Raw genomic sequence first — 16,584 nt, forward strand, 5'->3', positions numbered from 1 at the left:
TGCGCGGACGCCCATAAACTTGACGGCCGTGAGCCTCTCCATCGGAATCGCCGGGTTGCCGAACGTCGGCAAGTCCACCCTGTTCAACGCGCTGACCAAGAACGACGCGCTGGCCGCCAACTATCCGTTCGCGACCATCGAGCCCAACGTCGGCGTGGTCGGCGTGCCCGACCCGCGGCTGACCGCGCTGGCGGAGATCTTCGGCTCGCAGAAGATCATCCCCGCCACGATGGAGTTCGTCGACATCGCGGGCATCGTCAAGGGGGCGTCCGAGGGGCAGGGCCTCGGCAACAAGTTCCTCGCCAACATCCGGGAGACCAACGCGATCTGCCAGGTCATCCGCGCGTTCGAGGACCCGGACGTCACGCACGTGGACGGCGACGTGGCCCCGTCCCGCGACATCGAGACGATCAACACCGAGCTGATCCTGGCCGACCTCCAGACGATCGAGAAGGCGCTGCCGCGCCTCGACAAGGAGGCCCGGACCAAGAAGGACAAGGAGAAGCTCGCCGTCGTCGACGCCGTCAACGCCGCGCAGAAGCTCCTGGACGACGGCGTCACGCTCTTCGCGGGCGCGGAGAAGGCCGGGATCGACCTGGCGCTCCTGCGCGAGCTGCACCTGCTCACCGCGAAGCCGTTCCTCTACGTCTTCAACCTGGACGAGAGCGAGCTGACCGACGAGTCGCTGCGCGCGCGCCTGCGCGAACTGGTCGCACCGGCCGAGGCGATCTTCCTGGACGCCAAGATCGAGGCGGAACTGATCGAGCTGCCGGACGACGAGGCGCTCGAACTGCTGCAGGGCATGGGGCAGGAGGAGTCGGGCCTGTCGCAGCTCGTCCGGATCGGCTTCGGCACCCTCGGCCTGCAGACCTACCTGACCGCGGGGCCCAAGGAGTCGCGGGCGTGGACGATCCGCAAGGGCGCCACCGCGCCGGAGGCGGCCGGCGTCATCCACACCGACTTCCAGCGCGGTTTCATCAAGGCCGAGATCGTCTCCTTCGACGACCTGACCGAGGCCGGCTCGATGGCGGCCGCCCGCACCGTCGGCAAGGTCCGCATGGAGGGCAAGGACTACGTCATGCAGGACGGCGACGTCGTGGAGTTCCGCTTCAACGTCTGACGGCGCCTTGAGGCAGGGCCGCCGCGCCGGAGCGCGGGCGTGGCCCGTGTGATTTTGGCAACAGCTGATGCCGCCGAGGCTCCTGTGGCCACCGAGCTGGGTGTTTTGTCGTGAAATGTCGCGAATCCGACAGTCTGCCCGATATTTTTGGGAACAGATTGCGGTCGCCGTCGTCACCCGGTAACCAATCAACTTCCGAGTCGCCGTGCTTGTCCGGAACGTGGACCTGCGCACTGTTCGGAGCCTTGGATAGGGGATCGTCACCGTTTGGCAATCTTCCCCGTTCCTGCTGAGGTGGATTGCATTATCCACAACCGCGTGCCGGGGGTGTGCTTCGCTGCGATGCGCTGGAACAATTGACGCCCGTGGTTACCCTGGGCCCGAGGTGGGTTCAGAAAGGACCACCGGAACATGACCAGGCACAGAGGACCGCGCCGACCGGGGGCGAGGCGCGAGCGGAGGCAGGATGGCTCGCAGGTCGGCCGTGGGACGCGGCCGTGACACCGCCGTAGTCGACGAGACGGCGGCGCCCGGCCGGGCGCTCGCGTCGTCCGCCGACCCGTGGGACCTGCCGGAGACGGGCCGGGGCCGCGGAGGGTCCGGCGACGGCGGCGCGCGCGGCGGCGGCCGGTGGGGCGGTTCCGGCGGCCGCTGGTGGGTGTGGGTCGGGCGCGCCGTGCTCTGGGCCCTCATCGTCGTCATCCTCGTCAACGGCGTCCGCGCCCCGTTCGAGCGGTTCACCGCGGACGACACCGCCGGCGGGTCGGACACCCCGTCCAAGCCGCCGAAGAGCGCGGGCTTCCCCAGCAGCGCGGCGGGTGCGTTCGCCATCCAGTTCGCCAACGTCTACCTCAACTTCGACCAGAAGACCGCGCCCGTCCGCGAGGTGCAATTGCGCACCTTCCTGCCCGACGGCGCCGACGCCCAATTCGGCTGGAACGGCGTCGGGAAGATGCAGGTGCAGTCCGTCCAGGTCGCCGGAGTGGACGCCCGCGACGCCAACAACGCGACCGTCACGCTGCTCGCCCGGACGGCCGACAGGTGGCTCCGCCTCGCCGTTCCCGTGTACGCGGACAAGAGCGGCTCACTGGTCGTTTCGGCCCGTCCCGCCCTGCTCCCCCCGCCGACCAAGGCGCAGCTTCCCCAGGGCGGAGTCGACGACCGCGACACGTCCTTGGAGACCGAGCTCCAGCCGTTCCTCGGCACCTTCTTCCAGGAGTACGCGACCGGCAACCAGGCCGCCCTGTCCCGCTTCTCCAACGGGACGACCATCGCGGGCCTCGCCAGCTCCGTGAACTTCGTGCAGGTCAAGGAGGTCGTCGCGCCGAGAGGGCCGGAGGGCGAGCGCACCGTCACCGCGACCGTGGTGTGGCAGCCCGCCGGAGGCGGCGGGGGCGAGCTGGAGCAGACCTACCAGCTCGCCATGGTCAAGAAGAATTCGACCTGGCTCGTCCAGGACATTCGCGGCACCACGGAACCGAAAGCATCATGAGAGGCCGCGACGTGAACACGACGACCCCCAGCGAATCCGCCGACCTGGGAAAGGTAGTGGTCTTCTACGTGCCGAACATCATCGAGACCACGGCCAAGGCGATCGCCGAGGCCCTCGGCGTGGACGTCACCTGACCACCGGAGGAGGTCGGCAGGCGGCACGGTGCTCGCTCAGTTAGGGGAGTAGGGGCGTGGATCTACCCACGTACACGAACATCTGGCGCATCGAGAAGCGGCTCTACAAGCTGTACGACCTGCGGCTGCCCATGCCGCTGCCGCTCGTCCAGATCGGCGTGTTCCTCGGCATTTTCGTGCCGTGGATCCTGCTGCTCAGGGTGGTCGGGATCCCCTTCGAGTCACCCTGGCACGTCCTCTACATCGTCCCGCCGGGCGTCCTCACCTGGCTGGCGACCCGCCCCGTCATCGAGGGCAAGCGGCTCACCGAACTGCTGATCTCCCAGAGCCGCTACCTGGCCGAGCCCCGCACCTGGTGCCGCCTCACCCCGATCCGGGAGCCCCGCGAGGTCGTCATCGTCGCCCGCGTCTGGCGCCGGACCGGGGCCCCCGCCCCGGCCGCCGCGATGGAACGCGCCGCGATCAAGTCGCGCCGCCGCGTCCGCCGGCCCGAAGCCGAGCCGGTTCCCGTCGCGACCCCGGCCCTCGTCCCGCGGCCCTCGGCCGCCGCGGCGCCGCCGTCGCTGGGCGAGTACGCCGCCCAGCGCGAGCCCGTCCTCGCCCCCCGGCCCGGCGCACCCGCCGAGACCGCTCCGCCGAGACCGTGGCGCCGCGGCACCCGCGACATCTCCCACGAGGACGACGTCCTGCCCGCCTCCGCCGAACTCGACCGGCCCCCGGCGACCCCGCGGCTGGAGGCGCCCCCGCCGCCTCCCGGCTCCGGCAAGCGGGCGCTGGCCTCCGGCGTCCGCCGCCCGGGCGCCCCGGCCGCGTTCTGGCAGGCCGCCGAACCCCCCGGCGCCGACGTCCGCAAGGCCGCCGAGGAGATCGCCAACGCCCCCGACCACGACCCGCGCCCCGGCGAGCGGCAGGCGCCCCCGCCGCCGTCCGCGGACACCCGCGAGGACGTCCGGCCGCCCGCGTCGGCGAACATCCGCTGGGTACGCCCCGCCGAGCCGGGCGAGGGCGTGACACGGGAGCCGCCGGCAGAGCCGGAGCAGGCACACGCCGCCGACGGCGAGCGCATACGTGCGGTGCAGGCGTTCAACGGAGAGCCAGGCGACCGGAAGGTCGCCGGGCAGCGAGCCCTCGCCCCCCTCGGCGATCACGGATCCCAAGAACCCCCGCAAGACGTCCGGCCCGCGGTGGGACCGGCCGCTCACGAACCGGGAGACCGGAAGCCGCAACAGGACGCGCCGGCCGCGCGGAAGCCCGGAGAGGCGGGAACTCCCGACACGGCCGAGGACATCCCGGCCGCGCAGAGGCCTGGAGCCGCGAGAACTCCGGGCACACCCGGGAACGTCCCGTCCGTGGCGCGTCCGGCCGGGCAGAAACCCGGGGACGCGGGAGCTCCGGACACGGCCGGGGAGCGTCCGGCCGCTCAGGGACCGGGGCAGCGGGAAGGTCGGGATGCGCCGCCCGCCGAGCGGCCCGCGGCCGCCCGGCACTCCGGGAGCCAGGAGGCGGAGCGGGATGTTCCGCGTGCGGAGCGTCCGGCCGCCCAGGGGGCCGAGGGCCCGCGGGCCGGCGAGACGCGGCGGGATCTGCCGCGGCCGTGGACGCCCGCGCCGCGGCCCCCGGCGACGCGGCCGGACATCCCGATGGTGCCGGGCGCGTTCGGAACGCAGGGCGAGCCGCCCGCGGAGCCCTCCGAGCAGCAGGCGCCCCGGCTGGAGCCGCCGAGGCCCTGGACGAACGGGCTCTCCAAGCCGCCGCGTCCGGCGGCCTCGGAGAACCTCACGTGGCCGCCCGTCCCCGAGCCGGGGCCCCCGTCCGCGCCGGAGGCACCGGTCGAGCCGCCGCCTCCCGCGGAGGAGGCGGCCCCGCCGCGCGAGGTCCGGTCGCAGCCCGCGTCGCCCGTCCGGCCGCGGCCGCTGCCGCCGCCACCGTCCCCGCCGCCCTCCGGTCCCGCGATCACCCCGCCGGGTCCCGAGCACGAGGTCAGCGGCGGCGGGCTGCGCCGGCTCATCCACGCGGTCGGCGGCGGGCACGGCGAGGTCGACGCCGACTACCAGCAGCGGATCCAGCAGCCGTTCCACGGGACGCGGCACGTCGTCGTGCTCGGCTGCACCGGCGGCGCCGGGCAGACCGTCACGTCGCTGATGCTGGGGCACACGTTCGCGCAGTACAACGGGGAACCGGTCGTCGCGATCGACGTGAACCCCGGCCCAGGTGCGCTCGCCCGGCGGACGCGCAGCGACACCAACGAGACGCTGACCGGGCTCATCACGCGCGCCGACCAGGTCGGCAGCCTGACCGCGATGCGCCGGTACACCTCGCAGGCCAAGTCCGGGCTCGACGTCATCGCGGCGGGCAAGAACCCGCTGCAGGCACTGGACGACCGCGACTACGCCCTGGCGATCCGCACGATCGACAAGTTCTACTCGGTGACGCTGCTGGACGCGGCGGCCGCCGTGGTCGCGCGCGTCCTGCCGTACGCCGACCAGATCGTCCTCGTCACGCCGGCCAGCGCGGACGCCCCGCGCGCGGTCGCGATGACGTTCGAGTGGCTGGACGGCCACGGCTACGAGGAGCTGCGGTCCCGCGCCGTCACGGTCATCAACGGCGTGAGCCGCCGCAGCATGGACGACGTCGAGCAGGCCGAGGCCGTGGCGCGGGGGCGGTGCCGGGCGCTGGTGCGCATCCCATGGGATGATCACCTGAGCATGGACCGCGCGCCGCGCAACGAGCTGAAGTCGTTGCGGACGCCGACGCGGCGTGCCTATCTTGCCCTCGCCGGCGTGGTCGCCGGCGGCTTCACCGTCATGCCCGAGCGTTACCAGGAGCTTCAGCAGGAGCAGGAGGCCACCCGATGAGCGCCCCCCGCGGGCACCGAGCGGAGACCGCAGCGAGCCGGGCATTCCTGGCGGACGCGTTCGACCTTCATGACCGTCCGGACGGCGAAGACTCTCCCGGCCAGCCCTGCGCGGCCGCCCGCGCGGCGGGAGAATCGGGGGCCGGGACACGGGACGGGAGGTCGGCATGAGCAAGTCCAGCCGGCTCGCCGTGCGGTACTTCGACGACCGTGTGCTGTTCACCGACAACGCCGCGTGGGCGTACTTCCGGCTGCCCACGGTGTCCTACGAGTTCACCACCGGCGAGGAACGCGAGGCGCTCGCCACCAACATCACCATCGCGCTCGCGGGCATCCGGATGCAGGACGCCGAGGTGCATCTGCGGATCGCGCACCGGACCTACCCGGCGGCGGAGTGGGCGCTGGCGCTGGACCAGACGTCCGACGGCGGCGCGGGGTGGCGGGAGTACCTGGAGGAGACCTACGCGCACGTGTGGGCCAAGGACTTCTGGACCAAGGAGGTCTACCTCGGGGTCCGGCTCGGCCAGCGCGGGATGCACCTGTCCGGCAGCGTCCTGTCGCAGCTCAGGGTCCTGTACAAGCGGAGCGAGGGCGTCCTCGGCGTGCACGACGACGCGATCGACAAGAAGGAGATCACCCGCTGGACGGAGCAGGCCGAGCGGGTCGGGCGCGCGCTCGGCGGGTCGGCGCTGTACGCCCGGCACGCCACCTCGACCGAGGTGGCGTGGCTGTTCCAGCACGCGGTGACGGGGGCGCTGGCCGATCCGCCGCCGTCCGCCGTCCCGCGCCGGACGTGGGGCAAGGGCGAGATCGAGTCGCTGGTGGAGGGCGCCATCCACAACGGGCGCTCGTACCTGCGGATCGAGCAGCCCAACTTCACGGGCGCGGGCACGAGCGCCACGGCCGCGTCGTATGTCGCCTACCTGTCGTTCGCCCGGTTCCCGGACATGATGCCGTTCCCGGACGGCGAGCCCTGGTTCCACTACGCCGACGCCCTCCCGTTCCCGGTGGAGATCAGCGCGCGGATGAAGCTGATCCCGCCGGCGAAGGCGTCCAAGGACGTCTCCCGGAAGCTGGCGCACGCCCGCGACATGGACCAGCACATCCGGGAGGCGGGCGCGGAGGCGCCGATCGCGCTCGCCGAGCAGATCGACGCGGCCCGGATGCTGGAGCACGGCATCACCAAGGAGCGGCTGCCGTTCGTGTACGGGTGGCACCGGCTGATCGTGTCCGCGCCGACCGAGGAGCTGCTCGCACAGCGGGTGGACGCCGTCGTCGAGCACTACCGCGACATCGGCATCGACGTCGTCAACTCGACCGGCGACCAGTTCTCGCTGTTCCTGGAGTCGCTGCCTGGCGACCAGATCCGGCTGAACGCCTACGCGCAGCGCCAGCCGCTGCGGACGATCGCGGGCGGCATGCCGGTCGCGACCGTCGACCTCGGGGACCGCCCGGACGACGAGGCCGAGGGCTGGATCGGCCCGTACGTCGGCGAGACGCTCGGCCGGGCCCGGTCCATCGTGCACTTCGACCCGCTCGTCGCCGCGGCCCGGAACCGCCCGACCGCCGTCGCGATCACCGGCGAGCCCGGCGGCGGCAAGACCACGCTCGCGCTGCTGCTCATCTACCAGATGGCGCTGCGCGGCGTCACCATCGCGGCGATCGACCCGAAGGGCGACGCCGAGGCGCTGGTGCAACTGCTCAAGGCGCGGGGCCGCAAGGCGCGGATCCTGCCGCTCGGCTCGGCGGCGCCCGGCCTGCTCGACCCGTTCTCGTTCGGCGACGACCTCGCCACGATGAAGACGATGGCGACCGAGACGCTGCGGCTGCTGCTGCCGCGGATGTCGGAGGAGCGCGAGTCCGCGATGATCCAGGCGGTCGGCGCGGTCGCCAACGCCGAGCGGCCGTCCCTCGGACGCGTCGTCGACCACCTGGAGGCCGCGGAGGACCCCGCGTCCAAGAACCTCGGCGCGGTGCTGCGGTCCATGTCGGAGATGCGGCTCGCACGGCTGTGCTTCGACCCGTCCGGCGGCGAGCGCATCGACACCGCCGGGTGGACGACCGTGTTCACCCTCGGCGGGCTCACCCTGCCGGACGTCGCCATCGCGCGGGAGGACTACTCCTACGAGCAGCGGCTGTCGGTGGCGCTGATGTACCTGGTGTCGCAGTTCGCGCGGCGGCTCATGCACGGCCTCGACCGGCGGCTGCCGAAGGCCATCTTCCTGGACGAGGCGTGGGCGATCACCGCGACTCCCGAGGGCGCCAAGCTGGTGCCGGAGGTGTCCCGCATGGGGCGCTCCCGGAACACCGCGCTGATCCTGGTCTCCCAGAACGCGGGGGACCTGCTGAACGAGCAGGTGACGAACTGCCTGTCGTCGGTGTTCTCGTTCCGTTCCACCGAGCGGGTCGAGGTCAGCAACGTCATGTCGCTTCTCGGGGTGGAGGCGTCCGACGAGCACAAGGCCGTGCTGCGCAACCTCGGCAACGGCGAATGCATCTTCCGTGACCTCGACGGCCGTGCGGGGCGCATCGGCGTCGACCTGATCTCCGAGGAACTGCAGCGTTGGCTGGACACCAACCCGACCCGGTCCCGTCCGGGCCCGTCCGAACTCACCGCCGCGGGGGCCGAGGCCGAGGAGGCCACTCGATGAGGGGTTCCGGCGACCGGATGGCGCGCCTGCAGCGCTCACCGGGCGAAGGACTCGACCGCAAGGCCCTGGGCCGGTCCCGCCGCCGTACCACCCGCCGCCGGCGGCCGCGCACCCGCCGCTCGATACTGCTGCTGACCATCATGGCGCTGCTCATGGTGGGGCCGCTGTTCCCGGCGTCCGCGTCGGGTCCGCCGCTGCCGCCGAATCCGCTGAACGACGCGTGCAAACCGGCCGACCATCCTCCGCCCGAGCGGTACGGGTCCGGGACGGACGGCATGATCAAGCCGCCCGACTACCCGAACGAGAAACTGCAGAAGACCCACGTCGAGGGGCTGACGTACTACGACCGGTACGGCACCGCCGGCCAGACCTGGTACGCGGTCGACATGGGGTGCGCGGACGCGATGGCCATGATGGGCAACGCGGTCGCGAACACCGTGTTCACCTTCGTCCGGACGATCGACCGGACGACGATCAGCGTCTACCAGGCGGCCGCGTCGGAGTCGCTGCTGAGCTGGCTGAAGGACACCGTCGACGGGGTCATCACCGGCATCGGCAAGACGTTCAACGCGCGCTACTGGTCCTGGGTGATCATCCTCGGCGCGATGTGGCTGGCCTGGTGGGGCCTCGTCCGCAAGCGGGCGAGCAAGGTCACCGAAGGCGTGGTCTGGATGGTGGCCGCGATGGTGGCGCTGACCTGGCTGATCGCCCGGCCCGCGGACTTCACCACGCTCGGGACGAAGACGTCCGAGGCGACGTCCGCCGCGTTCAACGCCGCGTTGCCGCCGAGCGATACCAAGGGCGGGACATGTATTCCCGTCCCCAACGGCAAGCCCGACCCGGCGACGTCGGAGAACCTGGACGCGACGTCCCGCAACGCGAACGCGCTGTGGGTGGCGCTCGTCTGCAAGCCGTGGCTGCAGGGCGAGTTCGGCACCAACGACCCCAACGCGGAGATCGTCAAGCAGAACGCCGACAAGCTGCTCTGGTCGCAGGCGGTCGATCTGCCGGAGACGTACGGCACCAACAAGGTCGATCTGGGGAAGAAGTCCGACGCCTACAAGGACGTCACGAAGGACATCGACGACAACCATTCGGAGAACTACGCGCTGTTCCAGGGCAAGGACTGGCAGAACCGGCTGGGAGTGGCGATCATCGCGCTGTTCGCGGCGCTGGTCGCGGGGCTGCTCATCATGGTCATCGCGCTCGCGCTGATCGTGGTGAAGATCGCGTTCCTGCTGCTCCTCGTCGCGGGCCCGATCTTCCTCGGGATCGGGATACATCCGGGCGTCGGGCGGGTCATCGCCATCCGCTGGCTTGAACTGCTGCTGTCCATGCTGCTGAAACAGGCAGCGCTCATCGGCGTGCTCTCGCTGCTGCTGTGGGCGTACAGCCTGATCCTCGGTGAGACGCTGCCCTGGGGACTGCAGGTGCTGCTGATCGCGCTGGTGACGTTCGCGGCGTTCATCTACCGCAAGCCGTTCCAGCACCTGTTCTCCGCCGTCGGCTACTCGGCGGTCGGGGCGCGGGACAAGGGCGAGTCGGAGTTCGGCAAGTCGGTCGCGGCGGCCCGCAGGCGCACCGAGGCGATTCCGCCCGTGGCGGCCTACCAGGCGCTCCGCAAGCTCAAGAACGACCCGACACCGGTGGTGGCCGCCGCCGCAGGCGGTGGGGCGGGCGGCGCCATGGCCGGAGCGGTGACCGCGTCCGACCGGTCGGCGGCCGGGGCGGGCGAGGAGCAGTCGCCCGAGGACGCGCCGGTGCTCGCGGCCAAGCCGCGCGGCGCGGGCGCCGCGGCGGCGCAGGGACGATCCCGGCGCGGTGCTCCGCCGCTGAACCTGCCGACCAGGGCGGGCGCGCTCGGCGACCGCCGCAAGGACGGCGCCAAGGCGGGCGAGCCCCGGCTGGGCCGCATCATCATGGCGAAGGGCGACGAGGAGCCCTCCGGCGGCGGCTCCGGCAAGAGCGGCGTCCGGCCGACCTCCTGGACGGGACGCGGTGTAACCGACGGCGGCGACTCGGGCGGAAACGGCGGCTCCGGCCGTACCGGCGTCCGGGGCGCGCCCGGTGTGCAGGGCGCTCCGGGGAGGCGTGGCGAGCCCGGCAGGCGTGGCGAGCCCGGCAGGCGAGGTGAGCCCGGCAGGCGGGGCGAGCCCGGTGGCCGCGGCGGCCCCGGCGGGAGCGGTGGTTCGGGCGGTTCCGGTGGTTCCGGTGGTTCCGGCGGCGGAGGGTCGAACGTTCCCCGGCAGCGCGGCAACTCGGGCGGTGGCTCGGGCGGCAGCTCAGGCGGTGGCTCGGGTGGTGGCTCGGGCGGGAGCCCGTCGCGTCCCGCACCGGGCGGACGGCGTCAGCCCCCGCCGCTGTGGGGCAAGCGCGGCTCGGGCGACGGCCCGCCGATCCCGTTCTGGCTGCGCCCGGTCGACCGGCGGGACGAGTGATGAACCTGACCGACCGCCGGCGCAAGCTTCTGTTCGCGGGCCTGGTCGTCGTGCTCGCCGCCGTCGGCGTCTACTTGACGGTCGCGTCGCCCGGCGGATCGTCGGGCGAGCCCGATGCCCGCCCGAGCGCCACGGCCACTCGCGCGCCGGGCCCGTCGTCCACGCCGTCCGGGATCCAGAAGGCGGTGAACCCGGGCGACTTCGACATCTACCGGCTGCTGACGTTCTCCCGGCAGGAGTTCGCCACGGCGGCGGACCTGGCGCAGCGGTTCGTCGCCGCCTACGGCACCTACCGCTACGACGAGACCCCCGAGACCTACATGGGTCGGTTCACCGGCCTGACCACCGACGACCTGAAGCAGCGGCTCGGGCAGGACGCGGCGACCCCCGCGATGACGGAGGAGCGGCAGCGAGTGCAGCTCGTCGCGCAGGGATCGGCGTCGCTCGACCGGGTCCGCGACATCGAGGACAACTCGATCATCTTTCTGGTGACCGGCCACCAGCAGGTCACCAGGAGCGGCAAGACGAGCGACGACAGCAAGCAGTACGCCGTGACCGTGGCGCGGGACGGCGGTGCGCTGAAGGTGTACTCCTTCCAGCCCGCGGATGCCGGCCAGGCCGGTGACACCGGATGACTCCCCGGAGGCTGCTGATCGCGGCCGCCCTCGGCGTCGCCGCGGTGATGTTCGCCGCACTGGTCTTCGTCCCGATCCTGTTCGGCGTGAGCCAGTTCATCTTCGGCGGCGGGATTGGCGGCGGCGGCAACTGCGTGAACGTGGCCGACGCGGGCACGCAGCCCGCGGCGGCGAACGACGCGAAGGCCGTCCCATCGAACTATCTGTCGCTGTACCAGGCCGCTGGCAAGCAGTACGGCATCCCATGGAACGTGCTGGCCGGTGTCGGCAAGGTGGAGACCGACCACGGCAGGTCGACCATGCCGGGCGTCAGCAGCGGGGAGAACTACGCGGGCGCGGGCGGGCCGATGCAGTTCCTGGCCGGGACGTTCAAGGAGTTCGCGGTCGACGGGAACAAGGACGGCAAGAAGGACCGCTACGACCCGGCGGACGCGATCCCCTCGGCCGCCGCCTACCTCAAGCACAACGGTGCCCCGCAGCGGATGAAGACCGCGATCTTCCAGTACAACCACTCGTGGGACTACGTCGACCTCGTCCTGAGCTGGGCGAAACGCTATGTCGGCGGTGACTTCAAGGTCGTACAGGCGAACGGCGTCAACTGCGAGGACAACGAGCTCCCCGCCAACATGAGCGCCCTCGTCAAGCAGATCATCGCCTTCGCGCTGGCGCAGCGCGGCAAGCCGTACGTGTTCGGCGCGACCGGGCCGGACGCGTGGGACTGCTCCAGCATCATCCAGGCCGCCTACCGGCAGGTCGGCCTGAACATCCCCCGCACGACGTTCGAGCAGTGGCCGTTCGGCGTGAAGATCAGCAAAGGCAAGGAGCTGCCCGGCGACCTGGTGTTCTTCAACTCGGGCCCGGGGACGTCGTCGAACAACCCCGGTCATGTCGGCATGGTCATCGGAAAGGGCAAGATGATCGTGGCGAGCTGTTCGACCTGCGTTCCCGCGATCGGCGTGAAGTCCTACAAGCGGTCGGACTGGGTGGGCGTGACGCGTCCGCTCGCGCGGCCCGACTTCAAGAAGAAGGTGGACGCCCTGGCCGCGCGGCAGTAGGGCGGCGGAGCGTGGTGCTCAGCGGAACCGGCGGCTGCCGATGACGAGGAGGATTTCGCGGAGCGCGTCGGCGGCGTCCCGGATCTCCTCCGATGGCACCCGGGCCATGACTTCCTCGTGTGCGGCGGCCGACGCGGCGAGGGCCTGTTCGGTGATGCGCAGCCCGTCTGCGGTCAGTTGCACGAAGCGGCTGCGGGCGTCGCCGGCGTTGGCCTCGCGTTCGACGTGGCCGGCCTTCTGCAGCCGTTGCAGGACGTTGCTCGTTCCGCCCGAGGTGAGGAACGCCGACCGGGTGAGCTCGCTGGGGCGCAGCCGGTACGGCTCGCCCTCTCGGCGCAGGACGGTCAGTACTTCGAACTCGGCGTAGGTGAGGCCGAGTTCGGCGAGCGGGCCGCGGAGGGCCTGCTGTACCAGCATGGCGATGCGTCCGGCGCGCTTGCCGACCTCCAGCATCGCGATGAGCGGCTCGGACATGCCGTCGCGCCGCCACGCCTCGGCCACGACGTCGATGTCGTCCCTGCCCGCGCCGTCGTTCTTGCCCGCACCCTCGTCCGCCTGCACGCACCGAGAATACTCGCTCGCTCAGTTGCTTTTGGAAAAGCTAACTCTTAAGCTTTTCGGCATGGCAACGACTCTACTGCTCACGAACGGGCTCGTCATCGACACCGCACCCGAGCCGGCGGTGCTGGGAAACGCCGACGTGCTCGTCGAGGACGGCCGCATCGCCGCGGTCGGCCCCGGCCTGGCCGCTCCGGCGGGCGCCGACGTCATCGACGTGACCGGGCGCATCGTCATGCCCGGGTTCGTCGACACCCACCGGCACACCTGGCAGGCGGGGATCCGCGCGATCCTCCCCGACACCGACCTCCCCGCCTACCTGCAGCGCGTCCTCGGCGAACTGGCGCCCCGATACCGTCCTGAGGACGTGTACGCCGGGACGCTCGCCGGCGCACTGGAGTGCCTCGACTCGGGCATCACGACTCTGGTCGACTGGTCGCACATCCAGCTCAGCCCCGGCCACACCGAGGCGAACGTCGCCGCGCTGCGCGCATCCGGCATCAGGGCGGTGTTCGGCTACTGCTACGGCGGCGACGGCGACCTCGACGCGCTCGCCGCCGAGACGGCCCGCGTCCACCGCGAGTACGCCGACGGGACGATCACCATGGCGCTGGCCGCGCTCGGCCCCGAGATCGCGGGCGAGGAGCGCGCGCTGGCCGAATGGCGGCTGGCCCGCGACCTCGGGCTCCCGGTCACCGCGCACATGGGCGGCCACGGGGCCGAGAGCGCCGCGCGCGGGCTGGCGTTCCTCGGCGGCAACGGGCTGATGGACCACCCGACGACGTACGTGCACGCCAACTTCTACACCGACGAGGCGCTCAGACGGATCGCCGGCAGCGGCGGCACGGTGTCCGTCGCGCCCGGCGTCGAGGCCGCCCTGAACATCGGCGCGCCGCCCACCGGACGGGCCCGTGCCGCGGGCGCCCCGACGGGCCTCGGCGCCGACACGGTCGCCAGCTGCCCCGGCGACATGTTCAGCATGATGCGGGCCGCGTACTTCCTTGAGCGCGGGCGCCCCGATGCCGCCGGCATCGGGTTCACCGTGGCCGACGCGCTGCGGACGGCCACGATCGAGGGCGCCGAGGTCGCGGGGCTCGCGGACGTCACCGGGTCGCTGGCACCGGGCAAGCAGGCCGACCTTCTCGTCCTGCGCACCGACACGTTCGGCGTGGCGGCGGCCCACGATCCCGTGGCGGCCGTGGTCCTGTCGGCGGACACGCGCAACGTCGACACCGTCCTCGTCGGCGGCCGGGTGGTCAAGCGCGGGGGAGTGCTGCAGGACCAGGACGTCCCGTCCCTGCTGACCTCCCTGGCGGACTCCGCCGCGCGCCTCGCCGCCGCCTGAGGCGGATAATACGGCGGGATTCGCAGGCGGCGCGTGGCATGCTGAGCGTCGTGGAGCCCGAGATTACGATCCGTGTCGCCGACGAGCTGCTGATGTTCCTGCCCGCCGCGCGGCGGGAGGCCGTGACCAGGGTGTCCCACGACGGGACCTCGACGCTGGGGCACCTCGTGGAGTCGCTCGGCGTGCCGCTGCCCGAGGCGGGGCCGATGACCGTCGACGGCGAGCCGGCCGGGCCCGCCACCCGGCCGGACGCCGGCGCCGAGGCGAACGTGGCGGCCGTCCCGCGCCCGCAGCCCGTGCCGCTGGAGCCGGGGCAGGTCGCGCCCCGCTTCCTCCTGGACGTTCACCTGGGCACGCTCGCCCGGCGGATGCGCCTGCTCGGCCTGGACACCGCCTACCACAACGACATGGACGACCCGGCGCTGGTCGTCCAGGCCAACGAGGAACGCCGCGTCCTGCTCACGCAGGATCGCGGGCTGCTCCGCCGCCGCGCGCTGTGGTTCGGCGCGTACGTCCGCGGCTCCCGGCCGGACGACCAGCTCCGCGACCTGCTCGACCGTTTCGCCCCCGTCCTGCGCCCGTGGACGCGCTGCACCGCCTGCAACGGCGAACTGGTACCGGTCGACAAGGAGGAGATCGAACGGCACCTCGAAGCGGGCACCCGCCGCAGCTACGACGTCTACGGCCGCTGCGCCGACTGCGGGCAGGTGTACTGGCGCGGCGCGCACGGCGACCACCTGGAGGAGATCGTCCGGGAGTCGACGCGTCTGGTCGACGCCGTTCGGGGTAACGGTCGGACAAGGGCCGCCGTGACGGAGGGGAGCTGATCGCGATCGATCTCGTGGTCGTGGGCGCGGCGATCGTCTCGGCCGGGCGGCTGCTGGGCGCGCAGCGGGCCGAGCCGCCGCACATGGCGGGCGGCTGGGAGCTGCCCGGCGGAAAGGTCGATCCGGGCGAGTCCGACGAGGACGCCCTGGTCCGCGAGTGCGACGAGGAACTCGCCGTCAAGGTGCGCCTGGGCCGCCGCGTCGGCGGCGACTGGCGGCTGAGCGAACGCGCCCTTCTGCGCGTCTGGACCGCCGAGATCGTCGAAGGCGAGCCGCAGGCCCTGGAACACCTGGCCCTGCGCTGGCTGGCCCCGCACGAGGTCTACGACGTCGACTGGCTTCCAGGCGACCGTCCCGTCATCGGCGCCCTCGTCCGCGAGGGCCTCTTGCGAGGATGAATACAAGGGCCTCCCGCCGCGCCGCGGGAGGCCCTTGTACGTCTCGGGGCGATGGCGTCAGGTGATGCGGTTGGCGCCGGCGAAGTCGGAGCGGTCGGAGAGATTGGAGATCTTCACCACATCGCCGGTCTGCGGGGCGTGCAGGAACTTCCCGTCACCGAGGTAGATGCCCATGTGGTGCAGGTTGCTGCCGAAGTACACCAGGTCGCCGGAGCGCAGCTCGCCGCGCGAGACCTTCGTGCCCAGCGCGAAGAGGTCGCCAGTGTAGTGCGGCAGGCCGGACTTGCCGACCTGCGCGTAGGCCCAGACGACGAGGCCGGAGCAGTCGAAGCTGCTCGGCCCGGCGGCGGCCCACACGTACGGGCTGCCGAGCTTGGTGAGCGCCTTGCGGGCCACCTTCGCGGGCAGCCCGGAGCCCTTCACGGTCGCGGTGAGGCCGGTGCGCGGGTCGCTGACGTGGGTGGTGGTCAGCTTGTCGAGCCGCTTCATCACCTCGGTGACCTTGGCCTTGGCCGCCCCGCGCGCCTGCTTGGCGTCGTCCCACGCCTTCTTGAGCTGGGCGGTCTTGGCCTCCGCGGTGCGCTGTGCGGCGTCGGCCTGCGCGATCTGCTTCTTCAGCGCGAGGACGGCGGCCGCCTGGTTCTGCGCGAGGTAGGCGCGGTCGGACAGCCCGTCCGCCGATCCGCCGGAGCCGAAGAGCACGTCCGGGCCGCCGGCCATGTAGTTCGCCGCGGCCATCCGGCCGAGCTGCTCGCGGGCCGGCTCGGCCAGGGTGCGCAGGCGCTGCGCCTCCGCGGTGGCGGCCTGCTGCGCCTTCTTGGCCTTGCCGAAGTCGACGCGGGCCTTGTTGAACTTCTCGGTGAGGATCTCGGCTTCCTCGTTCAGCGCGTCCAGGGTCTTGCGCAGGCCCTTCTCCGTCGTCGGGGTCGGGCTGGGCGACGACGCGGCGGCGAGCCGGAACGGCTGCGCGGCGTGGGCGGTGACGGGCGGGGCGGCGCCGAGGCCGGCCAGGAGCATGGTGACGATGGCGGCGGGCGCGAGGCGGCGCCGCCGGCGAAGATCCGGAGCCAAGCCGGT

At 72.2% G+C, this 16,584-nt stretch carries 13 protein-coding genes; 11 read left to right on the forward strand and 2 right to left on the reverse strand.

Features of this window, described 5'->3' with window-relative positions; translation table 11 throughout:
- Nucleotides 1-28 precede the first annotated feature (28 nt).
- The 8 genes from ychF to ACQPXG_RS09640 all read left to right on the forward strand — a co-directional run bounded on the left by ychF (nucleotide 29) and on the right by ACQPXG_RS09640 (nucleotide 12,379).
- On the forward strand, nucleotides 29-1,120 hold the full coding sequence (gene ychF / locus ACQPXG_RS09605; protein WP_433467275.1) for a redox-regulated ATPase YchF: 1,092 nt from the start codon (nucleotides 29-31) through the stop codon (nucleotides 1,118-1,120).
- A 466-nt stretch (nucleotides 1,121-1,586) separates the two neighbouring features.
- Nucleotides 1,587-2,612 carry a conjugal transfer protein gene (locus tag ACQPXG_RS09610; protein WP_433467276.1) on the forward strand — a complete coding sequence of 342 codons (1,026 nt, stop codon included), beginning with the start codon at nucleotides 1,587-1,589 and terminating at the stop codon, nucleotides 2,610-2,612.
- An 11-nt stretch (nucleotides 2,613-2,623) separates the two neighbouring features.
- Nucleotides 2,624-2,746 (forward strand): hypothetical protein, encoded by a 123-nt coding sequence (locus tag ACQPXG_RS09615; protein WP_433467277.1) that lies wholly within the window; start codon nucleotides 2,624-2,626, stop codon nucleotides 2,744-2,746.
- Between the two features lie 56 nt (nucleotides 2,747-2,802).
- Nucleotides 2,803-5,601, forward strand: coding sequence for a TcpE family conjugal transfer membrane protein (locus ACQPXG_RS09620; RefSeq protein WP_433467278.1), 2,799 nt, complete (start codon nucleotides 2,803-2,805; stop codon nucleotides 5,599-5,601).
- Nucleotides 5,602-5,767: 166 nt separating this feature from the next.
- Nucleotides 5,768-8,251 (forward strand): ATP-binding protein, encoded by a 2,484-nt coding sequence (locus ACQPXG_RS09625; protein ID WP_433467279.1) that lies wholly within the window; start codon nucleotides 5,768-5,770, stop codon nucleotides 8,249-8,251.
- On the forward strand, nucleotides 8,248-10,689 hold the full coding sequence (locus tag ACQPXG_RS09630) for a type IV secretion system protein (RefSeq protein ID WP_433467280.1): 2,442 nt from the start codon (nucleotides 8,248-8,250) through the stop codon (nucleotides 10,687-10,689). The genes ACQPXG_RS09625 and ACQPXG_RS09630 overlap by 4 nt, the downstream gene beginning before the upstream one ends.
- On the forward strand, nucleotides 10,689-11,324 hold the full coding sequence (locus tag ACQPXG_RS09635) for a hypothetical protein (protein WP_433467281.1): 636 nt from the start codon (nucleotides 10,689-10,691) through the stop codon (nucleotides 11,322-11,324). Before ACQPXG_RS09630 ends, ACQPXG_RS09635 begins: the two co-directional genes overlap by 1 nt.
- Complete coding sequence (locus ACQPXG_RS09640) at nucleotides 11,321-12,379, forward strand: NlpC/P60 family protein (protein WP_433467282.1); 1,059 nt, start codon at nucleotides 11,321-11,323, stop codon at nucleotides 12,377-12,379. The genes ACQPXG_RS09635 and ACQPXG_RS09640 overlap by 4 nt, the downstream gene beginning before the upstream one ends.
- Before the next feature lie 18 nt (nucleotides 12,380-12,397).
- On the opposite strand, the gene ACQPXG_RS09645 is transcribed toward ACQPXG_RS09640, so the two are convergent.
- Entirely contained in the window at nucleotides 12,398-12,940 is a 543-nt protein-coding gene (locus ACQPXG_RS09645) for a MarR family winged helix-turn-helix transcriptional regulator (RefSeq protein ID WP_433467283.1), read from the reverse strand.
- Nucleotides 12,941-13,001: 61 nt separating this feature from the next.
- On the opposite strand from ACQPXG_RS09645, the gene ACQPXG_RS09650 reads away from it, so the two are divergent.
- From ACQPXG_RS09650 to ACQPXG_RS09660, 3 genes are read left to right on the forward strand one after another with little or no spacing between them, the layout of a single operon-like run.
- Nucleotides 13,002-14,282 carry an amidohydrolase family protein gene (locus ACQPXG_RS09650; RefSeq protein WP_433467284.1) on the forward strand — a complete coding sequence of 427 codons (1,281 nt, stop codon included), beginning with the start codon at nucleotides 13,002-13,004 and terminating at the stop codon, nucleotides 14,280-14,282.
- Nucleotides 14,283-14,320: 38 nt separating this feature from the next.
- Complete coding sequence (locus ACQPXG_RS09655; protein ID WP_433467285.1) at nucleotides 14,321-15,109, forward strand: Mut7-C RNAse domain-containing protein; 789 nt, start codon at nucleotides 14,321-14,323, stop codon at nucleotides 15,107-15,109.
- Between the two features lie 5 nt (nucleotides 15,110-15,114).
- On the forward strand, nucleotides 15,115-15,507 hold the full coding sequence (locus ACQPXG_RS09660) for a (deoxy)nucleoside triphosphate pyrophosphohydrolase (protein ID WP_433469933.1): 393 nt from the start codon (nucleotides 15,115-15,117) through the stop codon (nucleotides 15,505-15,507).
- Between the two features lie 57 nt (nucleotides 15,508-15,564).
- On the opposite strand, the gene ACQPXG_RS09665 is transcribed toward ACQPXG_RS09660, so the two are convergent.
- The gene (locus ACQPXG_RS09665; protein WP_433467286.1) at nucleotides 15,565-16,578 is read right to left on the reverse strand and encodes an NlpC/P60 family protein; all 1,014 of its coding nucleotides are present in this window, start codon (nucleotides 16,576-16,578) and stop codon (nucleotides 15,565-15,567) included.
- Between the last annotated feature and the right edge of the window lie 6 nt (nucleotides 16,579-16,584).

It is taken from the genome of Spirillospora sp. CA-128828 (assembly GCF_050945415.1).
GTDB lineage: Bacteria > Actinomycetota > Actinomycetes > Streptosporangiales > Streptosporangiaceae > Spirillospora.